Source organism: Candidatus Pelagibacter sp. PS_06 (genome assembly GCF_059418045.1).
In genome coordinates, this window is record NZ_CM182078.1 from 799562 (window position 1) to 816099 (window position 16538).

27 protein-coding genes are annotated in these 16538 nt (G+C 29.6%); 11 read left to right on the plus strand and 16 right to left on the minus strand.

Annotated features, from left to right (window positions below):
• Positions 1–11: 11 nt before the first annotated feature.
• The 6 genes from AC5SLZ_RS04050 to AC5SLZ_RS04075 all read right to left on the minus strand — a co-directional run bounded on the left by AC5SLZ_RS04050 (position 12) and on the right by AC5SLZ_RS04075 (position 3547).
• A complete protein-coding gene (locus AC5SLZ_RS04050) occupies positions 12–974 on the minus strand; it encodes a hypothetical protein (RefSeq protein WP_494615049.1) in 963 nt (320 codons plus the stop codon).
• Positions 975–981: 7 nt separating this feature from the next.
• Entirely contained in the window at positions 982–1689 is a 708-nt protein-coding gene (locus AC5SLZ_RS04055; RefSeq protein ID WP_494615051.1) for a hypothetical protein, read from the minus strand.
• Entirely contained in the window at positions 1686–2561 is an 876-nt protein-coding gene (locus tag AC5SLZ_RS04060; protein WP_028036799.1) for an inverse autotransporter beta domain-containing protein, read from the minus strand. The genes AC5SLZ_RS04055 and AC5SLZ_RS04060 overlap by 4 nt, the downstream gene beginning before the upstream one ends.
• A 92-nt stretch (positions 2562–2653) precedes the next feature.
• Positions 2654–2782: a hypothetical protein gene (locus AC5SLZ_RS04065; protein ID WP_494615052.1), complete on the minus strand. Its 129-nt coding sequence runs from the start codon at positions 2780–2782 to the stop codon at positions 2654–2656.
• Positions 2783–2808: 26 nt separating this feature from the next.
• Positions 2809–3129: a hypothetical protein gene (locus AC5SLZ_RS04070; protein WP_494615053.1), complete on the minus strand. Its 321-nt coding sequence runs from the start codon at positions 3127–3129 to the stop codon at positions 2809–2811.
• A gap of 7 nt (positions 3130–3136) precedes the next feature.
• Entirely contained in the window at positions 3137–3547 is a 411-nt protein-coding gene (locus tag AC5SLZ_RS04075) for a VOC family protein (protein ID WP_028036797.1), read from the minus strand.
• A gap of 69 nt (positions 3548–3616) precedes the next feature.
• Between AC5SLZ_RS04075 and epsC the strand changes: the two genes are divergently transcribed.
• On the plus strand, positions 3617–4195 hold the full coding sequence (gene epsC, locus AC5SLZ_RS04080) for a serine O-acetyltransferase EpsC (protein WP_028036796.1): 579 nt from the start codon (positions 3617–3619) through the stop codon (positions 4193–4195).
• Positions 4195–5196, plus strand: a complete 1002-nt coding sequence (locus AC5SLZ_RS04085; protein WP_028036795.1) for a cysteine synthase A — start codon at positions 4195–4197, stop codon at positions 5194–5196. The genes epsC and AC5SLZ_RS04085 overlap by 1 nt, the downstream gene beginning before the upstream one ends.
• On the opposite strand, the gene AC5SLZ_RS04090 is transcribed toward AC5SLZ_RS04085, so the two are convergent.
• Positions 5193–5606, minus strand: coding sequence for a hypothetical protein (locus AC5SLZ_RS04090; RefSeq protein WP_028036794.1), 414 nt, complete (start codon positions 5604–5606; stop codon positions 5193–5195). The genes AC5SLZ_RS04085 and AC5SLZ_RS04090 overlap by 4 nt on opposite strands.
• A 201-nt stretch (positions 5607–5807) precedes the next feature.
• Here AC5SLZ_RS04090 and AC5SLZ_RS04095 point away from each other — a divergent pair, with 201 nt between their 5' ends.
• From AC5SLZ_RS04095 to AC5SLZ_RS04120, 6 genes are read left to right on the plus strand one after another with little or no spacing between them, the layout of a single operon-like run.
• Positions 5808–6119 (plus strand): hypothetical protein, encoded by a 312-nt coding sequence (locus tag AC5SLZ_RS04095; protein WP_494615056.1) that lies wholly within the window; start codon positions 5808–5810, stop codon positions 6117–6119.
• 18 nt (positions 6120–6137) lie between these two features.
• Positions 6138–6428 carry a hypothetical protein gene (locus AC5SLZ_RS04100; protein WP_494615057.1) on the plus strand — a complete coding sequence of 97 codons (291 nt, stop codon included), beginning with the start codon at positions 6138–6140 and terminating at the stop codon, positions 6426–6428.
• A gap of 17 nt (positions 6429–6445) precedes the next feature.
• Positions 6446–6736, plus strand: a complete 291-nt coding sequence (locus tag AC5SLZ_RS04105; protein WP_023648300.1) for a hypothetical protein — start codon at positions 6446–6448, stop codon at positions 6734–6736.
• 5 nt (positions 6737–6741) lie between these two features.
• Positions 6742–7062 carry a nuclear transport factor 2 family protein gene (locus AC5SLZ_RS04110; protein ID WP_028036792.1) on the plus strand — a complete coding sequence of 107 codons (321 nt, stop codon included), beginning with the start codon at positions 6742–6744 and terminating at the stop codon, positions 7060–7062.
• Between the two features lie 38 nt (positions 7063–7100).
• The gene (locus AC5SLZ_RS04115; RefSeq protein ID WP_028036791.1) at positions 7101–7433 is read left to right on the plus strand and encodes an SMR family transporter; all 333 of its coding nucleotides are present in this window, start codon (positions 7101–7103) and stop codon (positions 7431–7433) included.
• Positions 7434–7435: 2 nt separating this feature from the next.
• On the plus strand, positions 7436–7771 hold the full coding sequence (locus AC5SLZ_RS04120) for an SMR family transporter (protein WP_028036790.1): 336 nt from the start codon (positions 7436–7438) through the stop codon (positions 7769–7771).
• On the opposite strand, the gene AC5SLZ_RS04125 is transcribed toward AC5SLZ_RS04120, so the two are convergent.
• From AC5SLZ_RS04125 to AC5SLZ_RS04140, 4 genes are all read right to left on the minus strand, one after another.
• The gene (locus AC5SLZ_RS04125) at positions 7768–8115 is read right to left on the minus strand and encodes a DUF952 domain-containing protein (protein WP_028036789.1); all 348 of its coding nucleotides are present in this window, start codon (positions 8113–8115) and stop codon (positions 7768–7770) included. The two genes, AC5SLZ_RS04120 and AC5SLZ_RS04125, sit on opposite strands and share 4 nt — an antisense overlap.
• A 2-nt stretch (positions 8116–8117) precedes the next feature.
• Positions 8118–8681, minus strand: coding sequence for a DUF924 family protein (locus AC5SLZ_RS04130; protein WP_196228258.1), 564 nt, complete (start codon positions 8679–8681; stop codon positions 8118–8120).
• Positions 8678–9484, minus strand: a complete 807-nt coding sequence (locus AC5SLZ_RS04135; protein ID WP_494615059.1) for an inositol monophosphatase family protein — start codon at positions 9482–9484, stop codon at positions 8678–8680. Before AC5SLZ_RS04135 ends, AC5SLZ_RS04130 begins: the two co-directional genes overlap by 4 nt.
• A 268-nt stretch (positions 9485–9752) precedes the next feature.
• A complete protein-coding gene (locus tag AC5SLZ_RS04140; RefSeq protein WP_028036786.1) occupies positions 9753–9932 on the minus strand; it encodes a hypothetical protein in 180 nt (59 codons plus the stop codon).
• 44 nt (positions 9933–9976) lie between these two features.
• Here AC5SLZ_RS04140 and AC5SLZ_RS04145 point away from each other — a divergent pair, with 44 nt between their 5' ends.
• A complete protein-coding gene (locus AC5SLZ_RS04145; RefSeq protein WP_494615060.1) occupies positions 9977–10834 on the plus strand; it encodes an NAD(P)-dependent oxidoreductase in 858 nt (285 codons plus the stop codon).
• A gap of 287 nt (positions 10835–11121) precedes the next feature.
• Here AC5SLZ_RS04145 and AC5SLZ_RS04150 read toward each other — a convergent pair whose 3' ends face one another.
• From AC5SLZ_RS04150 to AC5SLZ_RS04170, 5 genes are all read right to left on the minus strand, one after another.
• The gene (locus AC5SLZ_RS04150) at positions 11122–11688 is read right to left on the minus strand and encodes an SOUL family heme-binding protein (RefSeq protein WP_494615061.1); all 567 of its coding nucleotides are present in this window, start codon (positions 11686–11688) and stop codon (positions 11122–11124) included.
• A 4-nt stretch (positions 11689–11692) separates the two neighbouring features.
• Positions 11693–12259, minus strand: coding sequence for a hypothetical protein (locus AC5SLZ_RS04155; protein ID WP_028036783.1), 567 nt, complete (start codon positions 12257–12259; stop codon positions 11693–11695).
• A gap of 49 nt (positions 12260–12308) precedes the next feature.
• The gene (locus tag AC5SLZ_RS04160) at positions 12309–13064 is read right to left on the minus strand and encodes a sulfite exporter TauE/SafE family protein (RefSeq protein WP_028036782.1); all 756 of its coding nucleotides are present in this window, start codon (positions 13062–13064) and stop codon (positions 12309–12311) included.
• Positions 13055–13324, minus strand: coding sequence for a GNAT family N-acetyltransferase (locus tag AC5SLZ_RS04165; RefSeq protein ID WP_494615062.1), 270 nt, complete (start codon positions 13322–13324; stop codon positions 13055–13057). Before AC5SLZ_RS04165 ends, AC5SLZ_RS04160 begins: the two co-directional genes overlap by 10 nt.
• Before the next feature lie 173 nt (positions 13325–13497).
• Positions 13498–14931, minus strand: a complete 1434-nt coding sequence (locus tag AC5SLZ_RS04170) for a helix-turn-helix domain-containing protein (RefSeq protein ID WP_494615064.1) — start codon at positions 14929–14931, stop codon at positions 13498–13500.
• Between the two features lie 111 nt (positions 14932–15042).
• Here AC5SLZ_RS04170 and AC5SLZ_RS04175 point away from each other — a divergent pair, with 111 nt between their 5' ends.
• Together AC5SLZ_RS04175 and aceA are read left to right on the plus strand one after the other, a co-directional pair.
• Entirely contained in the window at positions 15043–15204 is a 162-nt protein-coding gene (locus tag AC5SLZ_RS04175) for a hypothetical protein (RefSeq protein WP_435162444.1), read from the plus strand.
• A 58-nt stretch (positions 15205–15262) separates the two neighbouring features.
• Positions 15263–16537: an isocitrate lyase gene (gene aceA / locus AC5SLZ_RS04180; RefSeq protein WP_028036779.1), complete on the plus strand. Its 1275-nt coding sequence runs from the start codon at positions 15263–15265 to the stop codon at positions 16535–16537.
• The last annotated feature ends 1 nt before the right edge of the window (position 16538 follow it).

A 16538-nucleotide genomic window follows, 5' to 3' on the forward strand; every position in this document is an offset into this window, starting at 1 on the left:
ATTATCAATATTTAATTCATTGGTCCAAACCAGTCAAACTTATTAGTCCAGTTTCTCCAATTACAAGTTGGTCCAATTCTATTCTTGTACCACTTGTTTGATTTTTCAGCTTTAGCCATAATCTTAACTAGCTTTGGATGTGTGTACTTTCCAAGATTTCTTTCACACATAATTTCATACGGATTGTAAGGATCTTTTGATGTTGGAGTTAGATAAACACTATCAATTAACTGAGGGCACCCTTCAATATCATGAGTATACAAATTTCTATTTAATTTAAAGCCGACACTTAGCATATGATCAGTGCCACCGTTATAATGATCTGAATAGTGAATTTTTTTCATACCTTTAATACATCTTATTCCCATTAGCTGAGTATGAAACAATTCATGTATATTAATCTGTGTTAATCTTTCTTCATTGTTATGACCATTGCTTCTGACAAAAATGCCACCTATTCCAACGCCAGCATCTCCACCATGATTTCCAGCATTAACGTCGGTCCATAAAAAATATGTTTTCTTCTTATTTGTGAAACCACCAAATTGGTGAAAATAATGACCCATTTGAGTATTAACGCTGTTATCTTTTAATGCTTTCCAGTTCTTACTCGTTCTAATAAAAGTGATATCTAGTTTTCCATCTTCTCTATAATCATATCTAAATTTTTTACCCTCACCACCTGAACCTTTGTTTGCTTTAGTAGCCTCAAACATTGCATCATTAGCTTTTTCCAAAATATCCTGCATTTTACCATTGATATCTAGCTCTCTGTCTTCAGCATCTGCAGGTAATAAATATATAAAATGAATTTGATGTTCGTCAGTTACATCAGGTTGATCTTCAAAAAATCTTCCAGGCTTTTGATCTTTAGATAAATCTATTTTTTCAAAATCTTTAATACTCTTAGCTGATAAAGAGTTTGATATAGAAAATAAAAAAATTATTAGAATTAATGATAAAAATTTAAACAAAATATTTTTATTGACCTTGGATTGTGATAGTTTGTGACGGTGGTGCTGCAGATAGAGTAGGCGCACTACCACATGTTCCAGTTGTATCCATAATTCCTGCACTTGTATCATAGGCCAAAAACACAGTTGGGGCAATTCCAGCTTTTGCAGTATAAGGTGCTGTTAATGGTTGTCTTGCTCTAATATGAGTGTCACCTTCAGTAACTGTACCAGGAATTTGTACAGAGGACCCTGTTGAATTTGAACCCTCTAATGCTGAGTAAAGAGTAGGATTAACAAATTCAGGTACTAATAATGTTACTTCTGCCTCATCACTCGCAGTTTGAGTACCAATTGCAAAACCATTTGCCGTACCTGCTACTCCATTATTTTTTGTATAACAACTACCAACTGATCCTTTTATTTTCATTGATCTACTAATTACAGCTTGTAAATAGGTATAAGTTTTACCTGAACTAGCTTTAGAAAAATCTGCAACAGTTCCCGCTGAGGCTCCAGCAGTTACTGCAGCTATATCCACATCTGCAACTCCTCCACCAATTGTAATATCAATAGGATTTAAACAATTGGATATTGTGCTACCTGTCTCACACAATTCAACTTTTGAAATTGTAATTTTATAAACACTCGCAGCACCTGTTGCTGCATAAACATTTAATGAAAATCCTATAATAAATGTAATACTGAAAATTAATTTTAAAATTCTATTTATCATTTTTTTGTTACCACCACTGAACCTTGAATTTCCATAACTAGTTTATTTCTTCTTTTAACTTTTTCTTTTAATTTCTCTTCCATGTTTCTTTTTTCAAACATTTCATTTGATAAGCCATCAGACATCACCATTATTTTATCTTTTGGAGGATAAACAAAATTTATGTTTATTGAGGTCTCGTCATCTATTCCATTTAGATCTGATTGGTCTAAGCTTGCAACAATTTCTACAGAATTTGTTACGTCTAATTCTAATGAATAAATATTACCTTTTTGATTTTGAGAACCTTTTTCAGTTTCCCATTCATAACCATTAAGGTTTATTCTTGCCCATGGAGCTCTTGGAATTTGTGATGTTAAATTATAATCCCATCCAGATAAAACTTGTTCTCTGTCTCCATCTACTATCTCTGAATTTGAAATTTTTTGATATCTGTTTGCATTGAAATCTAAAATAGAACCTCTGGCTTCAATACCAAGGCCTAATCTGTCTTGACCATCTGTCAAATCTCTATCATAGAAAGTATTTGCGCCAAACATAAAATTTTTATCTTCAGATAGTTTTCTATAACCTAGGCCTATGTTTCCAATAATTCTTCCAGAACTGTTTATTTCCTGGTTCATCAAACTAAATTGAGTAAAAAAATTAGAATTATCTGTGGCTTCAATATCTCTCACCCCTAATATTGAGAAATTAAACTGGTCCTCATCACCATCATTATAATCTAAAGATACTTCAGTAATTCCTTCACCAGGTATCAAATTTGATATTTTTTCAGATACTTTATTTAAAGCTTGAGATGCTACATCTGCATTAGCTACAGTTGTGATTATTAAACAGAGTGATGTTAAAAATATTTTTATAAATTTCATTTCATATAAAAATACAGAAAAAGAAAAATAATCCTATTAAAATAAAACCCAATTTAGGTCATATAAACCCAAAATAGGTTTTAAAATTATTATTAATCCTTAAAATTTAGAACTGCGTCTAATGTACCATTTTTTTTTAGATTTTTTAGAAATTTTGAAAGAGTTTTCAATTCAATTCCAGCAAAAGGTTTCATTAGTTCTTCAGTTTTATTTGTTGGCAACAGACCTTGTTTAGTTGAATGATTTATTAATTTTTTTTTTTTAAAAGCTCAATTTTTCTTCTAACGGTTTCTTTTGGTAAATTTAAAATGTTTGCTACAGCATAAATTGTTAACTTTTGTTCACTATAAAGCTCATCTATTTTTGATGATCTTATATCTTCCCATACAGTGTCCCAATCTTCTCCTAATTTATTATTATGTTTTAAATAATGAGACCCCATAACAGATAGTATCATGAAGGAATCGTAATCAATTCCTATCATTTTTTTTAATTGTTGGAATTGTTCAGTTCGAAAGTTTATCAAATGATATAAAATTTCACTATAAGCAGCTACTTTTTTTATCATTTAATAGTTATTCAGGATTACTTGTAAGAGTTTTAATTTCTAAAATATTTTCGTTAGGATCTTTTACAAAAAAAGTTTCTTGCTCATATTTTGTACCTTTAAATCTTAAATAAGGTTCGTCATAATATTTTGTACCATTATCTTTTAATCTTTGCTTAAGAGCATCAAAATCTTTTCTTGATAAATGAACACCAAAGTGTGGGACAGAAACATTTCCCATATCAACATCATGTCTTTCACTGTCTAATTTATGATCACTTGCATGAAGAGTAAGTTCATTTCCCCAAAAATCAACATCAGCCCACTCTTGAGCGGAATTATCTAGTCTACATCCTAGTGCTTCATTATAAAATTTTTTTGCAGTTTCTAAATCCCCACATGGCACAGCCAAGTGAAAACAGTTTGTATTTTTGTACATAATTCTCCTTTAAATTCAAAAATTAATAACTATATGATGACTAACTTTTTATCAAGACAACAAAATAACATGAATAGCTTCTTACAATCTATAATTGACAGAGATCCAGCGGCAAAATCTAAGCTAAGTTTGGTATTAACTTACCCGGGTGTGAAAGCTGTTTTCTTTCATAGAATTGCTAATTTTTTTAGCGTTGCAAAATTTGATTTGATTGCAAGAATCATTTCTCAGTTTTCAAGATTTTTAACTGGTATTGAAATTCACCCAGGAGCAAAAATTGGAAAAAATTTATTCATCGATCATGGTATGGGTGTTGTAATTGGAGAAACATCTGACATTGGAGACAACGTTACTATTTATCATATGGCAACATTAGGTGGAATTGCGCCAAGTATAAATTCAAATGATCAACGTAATATAAAGAGACATCCAACAATTGAAGATGAAGTAGTTATTGGATCAGGTGCTCAAGTATTAGGGCCTGTTACAGTTGGAAGATGCGCAAAGATTGGTGCTAATGCAGTAATCACCAAAGATGTTCCAGAAAAAGCAGTAATGGTAGGAATACCTGCTAAAAATGTTGGGTTAGCTGATAGTGAGTTCAAACCTTATGGTATTACCCCAGACAGTGATACAAAATCAAATTAATGAGTATTATTCAAAATGATTTTATTTCAGGAATTGGAAATACTCCTTTAATAAAATTAAGAGCTGCATCAGAAATTACCGGATGTAATATTTATGGTAAAGCTGAATTTTTAAATCCAGGTGGATCAGTTAAAGATAGAGCAGCGTTAGCATTAATAAAAGATGCCCAAGAAAAAAAATTAATTTCAAAAGGTGGAACCGTTGTTGAAGGAACCGCAGGGAACACTGGAATTGGTTTAGGACTTTTAGGAAATTCATTAGGATACAAAACAATTATCGTAATGAACGATAATCAAACGCAAGAAAAAAAAGATTTGCTTAGAAATTTAGGTGCAGAACTTAGATTAGTTGCTCCTAAACCTTACAAAGATGATAATAACTTTGTAAAAATTGCAGCAAGACTTGCAGATGAGTTAAGACCCTCAAATAACAATGGAGTTATATGGGCTAACCAGTTTGATAACACTGCAAATGCAAAAGGTCATTATGAAGGCACTGGTCAAGAAATTTGGAAACAGACAGATGGTAAAGTGGATGGATTTGTATGTTCATCTGGAACAGGTGGAACAATTTCAGGGGTAAGTAATGCTCTTAAAGAAAAAAATAAAGATATCAAAATCTATCTATCAGATCCTAAAGGATCTGCTCTTTATAATTATATAAAAAATGGTGAATTAAAATCTGAAGGTGGATCAATTACTGAAGGAATTGGATCCAGTAGAGTAACTAAAAACTTTGGTGAAGCTAAAATAGATAACGCCTATTCAATTGATGATCATGAAGCATTACCTATTCTTTATGATTTAATTCAAAATGAAGGATTAAGTCTTGGAACTAGTTGTGGAATTAATATTGCAGGTGCTATTAGACTTGGTAAAGAATTAGGACCTGGAAAAACGATTGTCACCATTCTTTGTGATAGAAGTGATAAATACTCTACTAAAATGTTTAACAAGAAATTCCTTGAAGAAAAAGGCTTACCCTACCCTAGCTGGCTTTAGATATAAATCTTGTCAGACAATCCAAAAATAAGAACTGCACTTAAAATTGTGAAAACTAATGGTGCGATGATGGCTTCATTAGAATCGTTCTTAACACCTGTTTTATCAATCTTAAGGGAATAAGTGTTCACCAGTAAGACACAAATATTTTGAACAAAAATTAGATTAAAGAATGCCCATGTTCCTTCAACACCGTTTGGTCTTACAAACATTATATAAAGAGCCATTAAAAATGATCCTAGAAAAATAGCCCCAGTCATTCTCATGATAGTTGCTGCGGTCTCGTCTATTTCAAACTTTGCTCTAAACTTTTGGTTATCAATTGTCATTTGATATGAATAAACACCAAAACCAATAAAGTGGATTATGAAAACTATTAAATAAAAAACTCCATTAAATTTATCTATCATTTTAAAACCATAACAAATTTAACTACAGATAAATTAAAATTTTTGAGCATTTTAGTCTCACTCTCCTTAAGGTTGAGTAAAATAATCAACAAATATAAGGGTATGCATTAAGAGCATTACTGTTGCTACTATTTAGCTCTTATTGGACATCATTAGAAACTGTAACGTTTAATTATAATAATTCTAAACAAGGAGAAAACAGTGCAGGCAATTTATTCAAGAACAATGAGAGTTAAAGACGACATGCTAGGCAAAGCTATGGAGATTGGCAAAGGATTAGCAAAAGTTAGAAAAAAATATTATCCAAAACATGGGATTTATTTTTCATTTCAAATAGGTGGTGATCCAAGAACAATTAGAGAGACAGTTATTGGCCCTATGTTTGAAGGTGATAATGAAGCTGATGCAAAAATGTCTGCTGATAAAAAATATCAAAACCTTCAAAAACAATTAAAGAAAGTTGCAGTTGAAGGAACTATTCAAGATGAAATGAGATTCATATTTAGTGAATAAAAAGAAAGGAAAACAAAAATGAAAAACTACATAGTAACACACACTTTTAAATCAAAAGAAGCTAAAGCTAAAATGATAGAAGTTACTGGTTCAATGTCAATGGAAGATATGACCAAAGCTATGACAAGTGAAAATGCAAAGTGTCAAATGAGCTGGAATACGCCAGGTGATAACTTAACAATGTTTTGCTGGTGGAAAGGTAATGATCCAGATGCAATTAACAAACAATTAGAGTCTATGAATGATTTCTATGAACCTCATAAATTTGTTGAGTGTACAGATGATATTATAGATTTTAACGCTAAATAAACAAAAAGGAGTTAAAAATGATAGTAAAAATAGAAGGACCAATTGAAACTTTTGCTAAATGGAAAGCAATGGTTCACAACAATTCAGAAAAAATCAAAAAATATGGAATGACATTTCTTTATGCCGGATCTGAAAAAGGCAATGAAACTAAAATCACTGCAATAATTAGATTTGATACCATGGAAGGTCTTGAGGGTTTTAAGGCTGATGATGAGCTTCATAAAGAAAGAGCTGCAGCTGGCGTAGATTTGGCTAATTCAGTTACAACCCCAATGGGAGATGATCTCCTAGAACAATACAAAGGATAATAAATATGTCAATATTGGCAAAATATAATGCTGCTATGGAAGCTAAAGATGAAGCTGCAATGAATGAAATTTTACATGATGATTATAAGTTTACTATGCATGCATCAGGTAATGTTTTGGGAAAAGCAGATGTAATTAAATGGGCTATGAGTGGTGACATTAAAAGAGATAAAATAAGAGTGGTTTTTGAAAATGATGAAATTGGTGTTGAGCATGCATTTGTATCATTTAATGATGGAAATACAGAAGCAGTAATGGCGGTATTTAAATATCAAGATGGAAAAATGATTTCTCTTGAAACGGGTGCAACTAAGATACCTAAATAATTATATATATTTTGCGAGATTTCATTTAATATTATTAAATGAGTCTCGCAACATCCTATGGCTATTTAATCTTAGCAGTTTTGCTTGGAGTGACTTCAAATAGTTTTGCAAAAAGTGCTGAAGGTTTTACCCTTCTCTTTCCAAGTATCACCACTGGTATAACAATTGTTGCATGTATGTATGCACTTTCAATGGTGATGAAAAATATTCCAATGGGAATAACTTATGCTTCTTTTGCAGGATTAACTATTATTGCAACTGTAGTTGTTGGAATATTTAGATTTGATCAAATACCAAATCTTTATTCAATAATAGGATTAGCTTTCATCATAGTTGGAGTTTTGATGGTTAATTTGTTAGGCAATAATTAAACATGAAACCTTTGTTTAGTTATTTATTCTTGGCTATAGGAATTTCATTTGGTATAGCTTCAAATAGTTTTGCCAAAATATCTGATGGTTTTACAAAATTAACTCCATCAATTTTGTGTATTTTGTTTATGTGCATTACAATGTTTTCTATTTCAAAAGCAATGTCAGCACTACCAGTTGGATTTGCTTATTCTACTTATAGTGGATTAACAGTTACTGGTGTCGTTTTATTTGCAATGCTTAAATATAATCAAATACCAAATATTTATGGAACTATTGGGATTATTCTAATTATTGTTGGTGTTGTGATGGTTAATTATTTAGGAAAACTTAATTAATTAAAATCATCTGGTAGCTTGTGAATACCGTCATCTGCAAGTTTAATTTCAAATTCATCTACAACATTAGATAGATCTAATGAAGAGTATAAATGAGGAAACATATTACCATCTGATGCTTGTTCCCAAATTAGATGATCCAATTTTAATGTTTCAACCTTTAGTAAAACTAGATTTTCTTGTTTTGAGTAATACTTTTCAAGAGTTCCTTTAACCTGATCTTCTCCTGAAAAATGAATGTAACCATCTGCTATATCCTTAGATGATCCCAAATAAGTTTCTGATTGTTTTACTTTTTGCCACTCATCAAAATCAATTATTTTAAAAATATATTTTAAATTCACAGTTACCAGGAAGAGTTTGGACCATTTAAAAAGGTTAATTCTTCTTCAGTAGACTCTCTTCCCAGAATCTTATTCCTATGAGGATATCTATGAAATTGTCTAATAGCTTTAGTGTGATCTTTCCAAAATTTTTTAATTTGAACATATCCCTCATGCTCTTTTAGATATTTGTTAAGTAGATAATAAGCCATGTCATGATCCGTTATCTCTTCACTATGAATTAGAGGTAATATCATAAAAAATCTTTCACTTTCATTCATAGATTCTAGATAACCTGCGTAAACCGCATCATTAACAATTAATCTTGTTTTATGATCTTGTGCAAAAGCTTTCTTATCATCTCTAAACATGTTTCTTGAAAATTGATCAAAAAGAATGACTAATGCTAGCGCACTCATTGGTTGATCTTGCCAATCATCGTACTCATTTTGACTTGCAAGTTCATAATCATTTAAAAATCTATCTTTTATAGTTTTATCAAACAACTCGTCTTTCTTAAATCTCTTTTCAGATGAAGTTTCTTTAAACCAAAAATCTAAAATTTCTTGAGCTTTTTTTGGAATCATTTTGATACAGGTTTCAACAATTTTAAAAACTTATTGTGAATAGTTTTATTAGAGGAAACTAAGATATTGCCTGCATTTACTGCATCTCTATTATCCCAAGTTGAAATATATCCCCCTGCAGCTTTCACTATTGGGATTAATGGATGAATATCCCATATTTTATTTGAACATTGAATTACGATATCAACTTTACCTTCTGCTAAATGTGAATAACTTAATGCATCACTACAGGGAAATTGCATCAATCTTAATATTTGTGGAATTTTTTTTTGTTTATTAAGGGAGAGCCAGCCGTGAAATGCTGCTGAAACTTTTACGTCTTTGAAAGCAACTTTTTTATTAACTGATATTTTTTTTCTTTTACCGTTATCAACTACATATGCAGCTTTATCAGAATGGTTAATATAATATTTTTTTAAAACTGGAAAATTAGCCAAACCTAAAATAGGATTTCCTTTGAAATTTAATGAAATAAGATTGCTCCAAGTAGGATTTCCAATAACAAATGATCTTGTGCCATCTATTGGGTCAATTACCCAAGTGAAATCACTATTAGATTTTTTGTGACCAAACTCTTCACCAATAACTTGATGATTAGGAAATTTTTTTTTGATTTTAGACCTAATAAATTTTTCAAAAGCTTTGTCAGATGTTGTGACCGGATCGTATCCTTTATCTTTAAGTTTATTTGATATTTTGAATGTTTTATTTAATTTAGAGTAATAAAAATTAGTTAAATCATTTGCTAACTTATTTAAAAAATTAGCATAAATTGAATAGTTTTTTGAATTAAATTGATCCACATTAATTTCATACTATTTTATTTATGTTGAATAAAGTTAAAATTTAAATAATTTTTGATTTTAATTATGAAAATTGAACTCAGTAAAACAAAGTTTATTTTAATTAGCTCAGACAAAAAAAAGAGATACGCCCTTTTTAGTTAAGAGATAGAGTTGATGGTGAGAAATTTTAAGATAAAAATACTCAGTAAAGGCTGTTCAATCTAAATTAATTATGGTGTTATCTAAGATTGACCGAGATATTTAAAAATAAAATTTAATATCTAGATTATTTTTTCAAACAATTGTTAACAAGTATTGCCATTAAGATCCAGACAACAAAAGTTTCCCCATGGCTAAACACATAGTCTGCACCAGCAAAACCAGCAACAATATTTATTGCATAAATAATAATAGTTGATGCAACAAGACTTATTAATAGATCTCTTAAAGCACATAAGTATTTCATAATTAAACTTTATACATATTCAATTATCATGTAAACTTCATTCTATGAATAATATTGGCTTTATCGGTGTTGGCTACATGGGCTATGGAATAGCTAAAAATATTTTAAACAAGGGTAACAACTTATTTGTAATTGCTAACAAAAATAGAGAGCCAATTGAAAAAATTGTTAACGAAGGTGCAAACGAAGTAAAAACCTTAGAGGAATTTAAAGAAAAAAAATTAAATGTTTTAGTTAAATGTGTAACTAATACACCTATTGCTAAAGAAATAGCATCAAAGCTCTCTGGTATTTTAGATGAAAAAACTCTAATTATCGATATTACAACTCACAATAAAACAGGATCAATTGAAACTGAAAAGATTTATCAATCTAACAATATTAATTATGTTGAATGTCCTGTTATGGGAGGCCCAACGCAAGCAGAAGAGGGTGTCTTAGGTGGTATTGTTGGTGCTACAGATGATAATTTCAAACTTGCAGAACCAATTCTAAAATTTTTTTGTAAAAATTATTTCCATTTTGGCCCTGTTGGAATGGGTGCAAAATCAAAGCTTTTAAACAATTTTTTAACATTGGGGAATGCTGCTTTGATAAATCATATGACAAAAGCTGCAAAAAAATTTGATCTTGATTTACAAAAAATCTTTGATGTTGCTAAACTTGGATCTGGAAATTCGGCTGCACTAATTAGAATTTTTGATGCATTACTTAAAGGAGACTCAAAAGGATTTAAATTTACAGCAACTAATTCTGTAAAAGACTTAACTTACATTCAAGATCTATTAAAAGATTTTCCAGAAGCTGAAAAAATTGCAGAGGATAATAAAAATTATTTTCAAAAAGCTGTAGATGATGGTTATGGTGAAAATTTTATTAGTGAATTAATTGATAAAAAATAATTTAAGAAGAACTAAATAAATTATCGAGAATCTACTAAAGCGGCAGGTTGTATTCAAGAAGTATATTTACATAAAAAACAAATAAACAAATTGAAATTATTTTTATAATACTTACCTTTATAACACGGAGGTTATTATGTTAAAACTTACACCACCTGACACTTAGCTGAAGAAACAATCCATAAAACAAACTAAAAAAATCCAATCGGATTTAAAAGCCGAAGAGGTTGAATAAGGGAGCTCTTTAGGACTTATCTTAAAGAGCGAACCCTTAAAATAATTGAATTTTATTTATAAACTATTTTAAACATTGCCTCATTTCTTCTGTTCATTGGAAGAGTAAAAGGACTATCATAAGTGGCTCTTATAGGGGGGCCTGAAGTCATAATATTATTTTTTTCTAATTCTTTTAAAAGAATATCTCTATGTTTAATAAAGTTTTTATCACTAGCTCTTCCAGAATATCTAATAACAGCATAATAACCCCCTTCAATATTTACAATACTTACATTTTCTTTTATTGGTTTAGGTGCATTTTTAGAATTAAATTTAGAAGGTAAATAAAATTGCATACTCATGTTTCCATTTTTTTCAAATTGTGTAACAGGAGTTGTCATTTTTATCTTCTCATTATCTTCATTTCTTCCAGATATATAATTGAACAGTTTTCTAAAATTATTCTCAGAGCCAGAATCTATAGTTTCAACTGCCAAACGATCAGAATATTTTCTAATTTCATAAATTTCAATTTTTTGAACAACTTTATAATTAGGTTCTTCATAAGCCATTAGCAAAGAATAAGGTAAAAATACTAAAGTGCAAAATATAAGAGTATTCAGTTTTAGAAATTTCATATATTTATATTATTTTGTACTCAAAGTTTTGAGTATTTTGATTTATTTGTACCAATTTAGCACCATTTTTTTTGTGAAAATTAGTTGCCATTTCAGTTAATGGGGAAAGTGTGACCAATCTATTTAGATGATTTGATTTTTTAATTTTTTTAAATACTTCTTTAACTATTAATTTACCACCGCCCTTTTTCTTAGACCAGACCGTGTAAGCAATAGCAATTTGACCACCGCTTTGATCTCTCATCGCAGTTTGTAAAAAAGCATCAGTGCTTAATTTTTCTAACTCATCGACACTTTTTGGAATTATATTTGTATAAGCAAAACACATAACAGCATGAATTTCACCTTTGTACTCAACTCCATATATTTTTCTACCGTACCCAGTTCTAAAGTCATTATCTAGTTCAGGTCTAACTGGATCTTCTTCAGTATTACATTCTTTAAGCTCAACAAGTTTAGCTCCTTTAACCCAACCAAAAAAACTATCAATATTTTGATTTAATATTTTTTTATTTTTTCTAATACGCGCTTTAATTCTTGGTTTAAATTTTTTATTTAAAATTTTAATCATAAAAGATTAATAGTACTTAATGAGTAAATTTCTAATATTTAAGAAATTGTCACATATAATTAATAAGATAATCATAAACTAATTTAGAACTAGAAAATAGGATTAATATATAAATTATATTATAAAATAATTTTTCATCTATCATTTTAAGAATTCTATATCCAATATATATTCCAACAATAGCTAGTGGTACCAGTATGATTGATTGTTTAAAGGTTTGAAGGTTCATCATTGATAAATGGATATAAAATGGAAGTTTAATTAAATTAACAAAAGTAAAAAAGATAACTCTAGTTCCAACATAAATTTCTTTTTTTAATCTTAATGGTAATAAATAAATGCTTGTAGGTGTACCACCTGCGTGTACACAAAAACTTGTAAACCCAGCAATAGCTGAACATATTCCACCTTTAAAAATATTCTTTTTAGACTTTTCTTCTTTATCTTTTTTAAATAAAAAATAATGAACTGTAAAAACAAAACCCATTACACCAACAATAAATTTTAGTATCTCTTCTGAAAAATATGAAAACGTTAATGATCCTATTAAGATTCCAATTCCAGCAAATGGAATTATTAATTTAAGAGTACTTAAATCAAATTCTTTTCTAAACCTATATACTGCGATCATGTCTGAAAATATTAAAATTGGAAGTATAATTGCTAATGCCTGACTCAAAGGCATCACCAATGTCATTAAAGGAACTGAAATTAATGATATAGATCCACCTAAACCAGACTTGGCAATTCCATACAATATAATTGCTGGAACAACTGTAAAAAAAAATAATAAATTTATTTCCATTTATTTATTGAATTTAATAATTTTTGACCCAAGGGACTAATTGGTTCTTGAAGTGTGATCTTTCTACCTGTTTTTTCTTTAACAAGTTTAAGTAATTTTTTTGCAAATCCTTGTTTTCTAAAAATAGGATTAACAAATATATATTCTACCTCTCCTTTGTCATTAAAACGAACAAATCCTAGTGTTGTATTTTCATTTTTAAAGGTAAAAACTTCATCAGATTCAACAAGTTCGTAATTGGAATTATCAATATTAATCATGACTATTAATAATTAAGAAGTAAAAGAATGATAGCAATAGTAATTATAATTGAACTTACAATTATATAGTTCAACCTAATATTAAATCTTTTTTCAACATATTTAGTAATTTTTTCCCAAAAAAGAACAATTAAAAAGATAATAATAGCTGGTAATATATATTTGATCATTATCTAAGAATTATTGTCACTAACATAAACAGAAACTCCTCTTGAGTTTAAATCTACATCAAATTTTTTATGTAATGGTGGAAAAGCTCTTTGAGAACAGTCCAATCGATCACAAGTTCTACAAGATACTCCTATAGGAATTTCTGTTGACTTGTCATTAATGTTTACATTTTCTGTATATACAAAATCTTTTGCATACTTAGCCTCACAACCAAGACCTATTGATAATATACTTTTTGCTTGTCCAAATCGTCCAATGCCTTTTTCAACAGTTCTTGCAATACAAACATATTTTTCACCATTAGTCATCTTACTGACGGCAGCTTGAATAACTCCTGGTCTTGTTAATGCAGAATAAACATTCCATCTTGGACACGCTCCTCCATATCTGGGTATATCTATACCTGATAAAGAAAATCTTTTAGAGATATTCCCTGCCATATCTACTCTTAAAAAATGAAATGGAATTCCTGGAAGTTTTGGATCTTGCAAACAGGTAACCCTGTGTGCCACTTGTTCAAATGAAGTTGCAAATGTATTTTGTAATAGTTCCAAGTCGTATTTAAGTTTTTTACACTCAGTATGAAAAAATTTATAAGGCATTAATATTGCTGCTCCACAATAATTTAATAAAGCTACCTTTGTTAATTTTTTTGACTCTTCTGAGGGAAAACTAAATTTTGATAAATATTCATCGATTTCATTGTTAGCTCCCTCTTGCGCTATTTGTGCAGCTGCATGTAATTTTTTTGTTTCTAATGAACTATAATCACTTAATAAAAGTTCTTTTTTATTTTTATGATAAATTTTTGAAAAAGGTTTATTCTCTTCTGGTATTACATCTACAACTTTAATTGAATATTCAGATTTTAAATATTCGCATAAAGCAATATATCTTGTTCGATTATTTTTTTGAATTTTTTCAAAAACTTTATTTGCAAACTCTTCTAACTTAGGAAAATAATTTCGATTTTGCTGAAGAAAATCTGAAATAACTTCACCTGGGAACGAATTTTTTCTATTATCAACGATCTTTCCAGATATTTTTTCAATCTTATCAATTAGCTCATGGTCTTTTTTTTTTAATATGTCACCTAACCTTACAATTGCCTTACCAATTTTAGGATTAGTACTAACTAAATCTTTAACTTCAGGTCCCAAAATATCTAAATCTTCAAATAAACTATCATCTAAAATTTCAGAAATTGTATTTTGCAAGTTGAGATCTGTCTTTGATGTTAAATCTGATAACTCAATATTTAATTTTTCACAGACACTTAATAGTAAATCACCATCTATTTTTCTTTTTCCACTTTCAATTAAATTTAAATAACTTGGAGATATGCTTAGGTCTTCTGCTAATTTGTTCGCCTGAAGACCTAGCTGTCTTCTAAAAGCTTTGATTTTCGGGCCTATTTTTAAATTTATTTGACTCATATTTACTATTTGTAAATTTTGTAAATTTATTTTTACAATTTTTTTCTTTGATTTACAAGCTTTTTTGCGAATTAAGTGGCTATTGTAAATCTTGTAAATTATAAGTTTTATATGAATAAAAAATTAAATAATAATGAAAATGAAGCTCAAATCATAAAAAAAGAAGATTTTGATCAACATAATAGTAGAGGGATCTACATGAGAGATGATCATTGTGATTGGGGTTCTAGTGGAATGAGTGACCTTATTAAGTCTTTAGACGATAATAACTAATCCTTTCCAACTAATTCAATTTTCTTTAAAAAATACTAACTTCATAGGAACACTAATAATGAGTGCAGAGAATATCTCATACGATTTAAAAAGATTTGCTGGAATTAAACGTGATTATACAGACGAAGAAGTTGAACGTCTTAGAGGTTCAATTAAAATTGAATACTCTATGTGTAAAAATCAATCACAAAAACTTTGGAATTTATTAAACTCAGAATCTTATGTTAATACGCTTGGATCATTGTCTGGCAACCAGGCGGTACAGCATGCTAAAGCAGGATTAAAAGCAATTTATCTTAGTGGATGGCAAGTAGCTGCTGATGCAAATACCGCAGGAGAAATGTATCCTGACCAATCACTCTACCCTTATGACAGTGCTCCAAAATTAGTCGAAACTATGAATAATTCCTTGGTAAGAGCAGATCAAATTCAACACATGGAATTACAAGATGGTGATATGAAGAAAGAAGACTCTGTTGATTATATGTTGCCAATTATAGCAGATGGTGAAGCCGGGTTTGGTGGACCATTAAATGTATTTGAATTGACTAAAAAATTTATAAGAGCTGGTGCAGCAGGTGTTCACTTTGAAGATCAGTTAGCTAGTGAAAAAAAATGTGGACACATGGGAGGTAAAGTTTTGGTCCCCACTGGAACAATGGTTAAAAATTTAAAATCAGCAAGACTTGCAGCAGATATAGCAGAAGTACCTTTGATTATTTTGGCAAGAACAGATGCTAATGCTGCAAAATTAATTACAAATGATTTTGATGAAAATGATAAGCCATTTTTAACAGGTGAGAGATCTCCAGAAGGTTTCTTTTATGTTAAAGATGGAATTGAACAAGCTATTTCAAGAGGACTTGCCTATGCACCTTATGCTGATTTAATTTGGTGTGAAACAGCAACCCCAAATCTTGCTGAAGCTAAAAAATTTGCAGATGCAATACATGAAAAATTTCCTGGAAAGTTATTAGCATACAATTGTTCACCTTCATTTAATTGGAAAAAACATTTAAGTGATGACGAGATAGCTTCATTTCAACAAGAAATTGCTAAGATGGGTTACAAATTTCAATTCATTACATTAGCTGGGTTTCATACTCAAAACATAGCTATATTTGAACTAGCAGAAAAATATAAAGCAGAAGGTATGACTGCTTACTCTAGAATTCAACAACAAGAATTTTCTAGAGAAAAAGATGGATACACAAGTGTGAAACACCAAAGAGAAGTTGGTACATCTTATTTTGATGCAGTATCAAATACTATCAGTAGTGGAAAGAGTTCAACAACTGCTATGGCAGGTTCAACTGAATCTGAACAATTTTAAA

What these genes read in the sequence shown, in the direction of transcription:
- AC5SLZ_RS04175 (WP_435162444.1), top strand. Translation starts at nt 15,043, where the DNA reads ATGAATAAAAAATTAAATAATAATGAAAATGAAGCTCAAATCATAAAA.
- AC5SLZ_RS04105 (WP_023648300.1), top strand. Translation starts at nt 6,446, where the DNA reads ATGATAGTAAAAATAGAAGGACCAATTGAAACTTTTGCTAAATGGAAA.
- AC5SLZ_RS04090 (WP_028036794.1), bottom strand. Translation starts at nt 5,606, where the DNA reads ATGATAGATAAATTTAATGGAGTTTTTTATTTAATAGTTTTCATAATC.
- aceA (WP_028036779.1), top strand. Translation starts at nt 15,263, where the DNA reads ATGAGTGCAGAGAATATCTCATACGATTTAAAAAGATTTGCTGGAATT.
- AC5SLZ_RS04120 (WP_028036790.1), top strand. Translation starts at nt 7,436, where the DNA reads ATGAAACCTTTGTTTAGTTATTTATTCTTGGCTATAGGAATTTCATTT.
- AC5SLZ_RS04150 (WP_494615061.1), bottom strand. Translation starts at nt 11,688, where the DNA reads ATGAAATTTCTAAAACTGAATACTCTTATATTTTGCACTTTAGTATTT.
- AC5SLZ_RS04130 (WP_196228258.1), bottom strand. Translation starts at nt 8,681, where the DNA reads ATGATTCCAAAAAAAGCTCAAGAAATTTTAGATTTTTGGTTTAAAGAA.
- AC5SLZ_RS04165 (WP_494615062.1), bottom strand. Translation starts at nt 13,324, where the DNA reads ATGATTAATATTGATAATTCCAATTACGAACTTGTTGAATCTGATGAA.
- epsC (WP_028036796.1), top strand. Translation starts at nt 3,617, where the DNA reads ATGAATAGCTTCTTACAATCTATAATTGACAGAGATCCAGCGGCAAAA.
- AC5SLZ_RS04115 (WP_028036791.1), top strand. Translation starts at nt 7,101, where the DNA reads ATGAGTCTCGCAACATCCTATGGCTATTTAATCTTAGCAGTTTTGCTT.
- AC5SLZ_RS04060 (WP_028036799.1), bottom strand. Translation starts at nt 2,561, where the DNA reads ATGAAATTTATAAAAATATTTTTAACATCACTCTGTTTAATAATCACA.
- AC5SLZ_RS04160 (WP_028036782.1), bottom strand. Translation starts at nt 13,064, where the DNA reads ATGGAAATAAATTTATTATTTTTTTTTACAGTTGTTCCAGCAATTATA.
- AC5SLZ_RS04055 (WP_494615051.1), bottom strand. Translation starts at nt 1,689, where the DNA reads ATGATAAATAGAATTTTAAAATTAATTTTCAGTATTACATTTATTATA.
- AC5SLZ_RS04145 (WP_494615060.1), top strand. Translation starts at nt 9,977, where the DNA reads ATGAATAATATTGGCTTTATCGGTGTTGGCTACATGGGCTATGGAATA.
- AC5SLZ_RS04075 (WP_028036797.1), bottom strand. Translation starts at nt 3,547, where the DNA reads ATGTACAAAAATACAAACTGTTTTCACTTGGCTGTGCCATGTGGGGAT.
- AC5SLZ_RS04110 (WP_028036792.1), top strand. Translation starts at nt 6,742, where the DNA reads ATGTCAATATTGGCAAAATATAATGCTGCTATGGAAGCTAAAGATGAA.
- AC5SLZ_RS04070 (WP_494615053.1), bottom strand. Translation starts at nt 3,129, where the DNA reads ATGATAAAAAAAGTAGCTGCTTATAGTGAAATTTTATATCATTTGATA.
- AC5SLZ_RS04155 (WP_028036783.1), bottom strand. Translation starts at nt 12,259, where the DNA reads ATGATTAAAATTTTAAATAAAAAATTTAAACCAAGAATTAAAGCGCGT.
- AC5SLZ_RS04085 (WP_028036795.1), top strand. Translation starts at nt 4,195, where the DNA reads ATGAGTATTATTCAAAATGATTTTATTTCAGGAATTGGAAATACTCCT.
- AC5SLZ_RS04140 (WP_028036786.1), bottom strand. Translation starts at nt 9,932, where the DNA reads ATGAAATACTTATGTGCTTTAAGAGATCTATTAATAAGTCTTGTTGCA.
- AC5SLZ_RS04100 (WP_494615057.1), top strand. Translation starts at nt 6,138, where the DNA reads ATGAAAAACTACATAGTAACACACACTTTTAAATCAAAAGAAGCTAAA.
- AC5SLZ_RS04170 (WP_494615064.1), bottom strand. Translation starts at nt 14,931, where the DNA reads ATGAGTCAAATAAATTTAAAAATAGGCCCGAAAATCAAAGCTTTTAGA.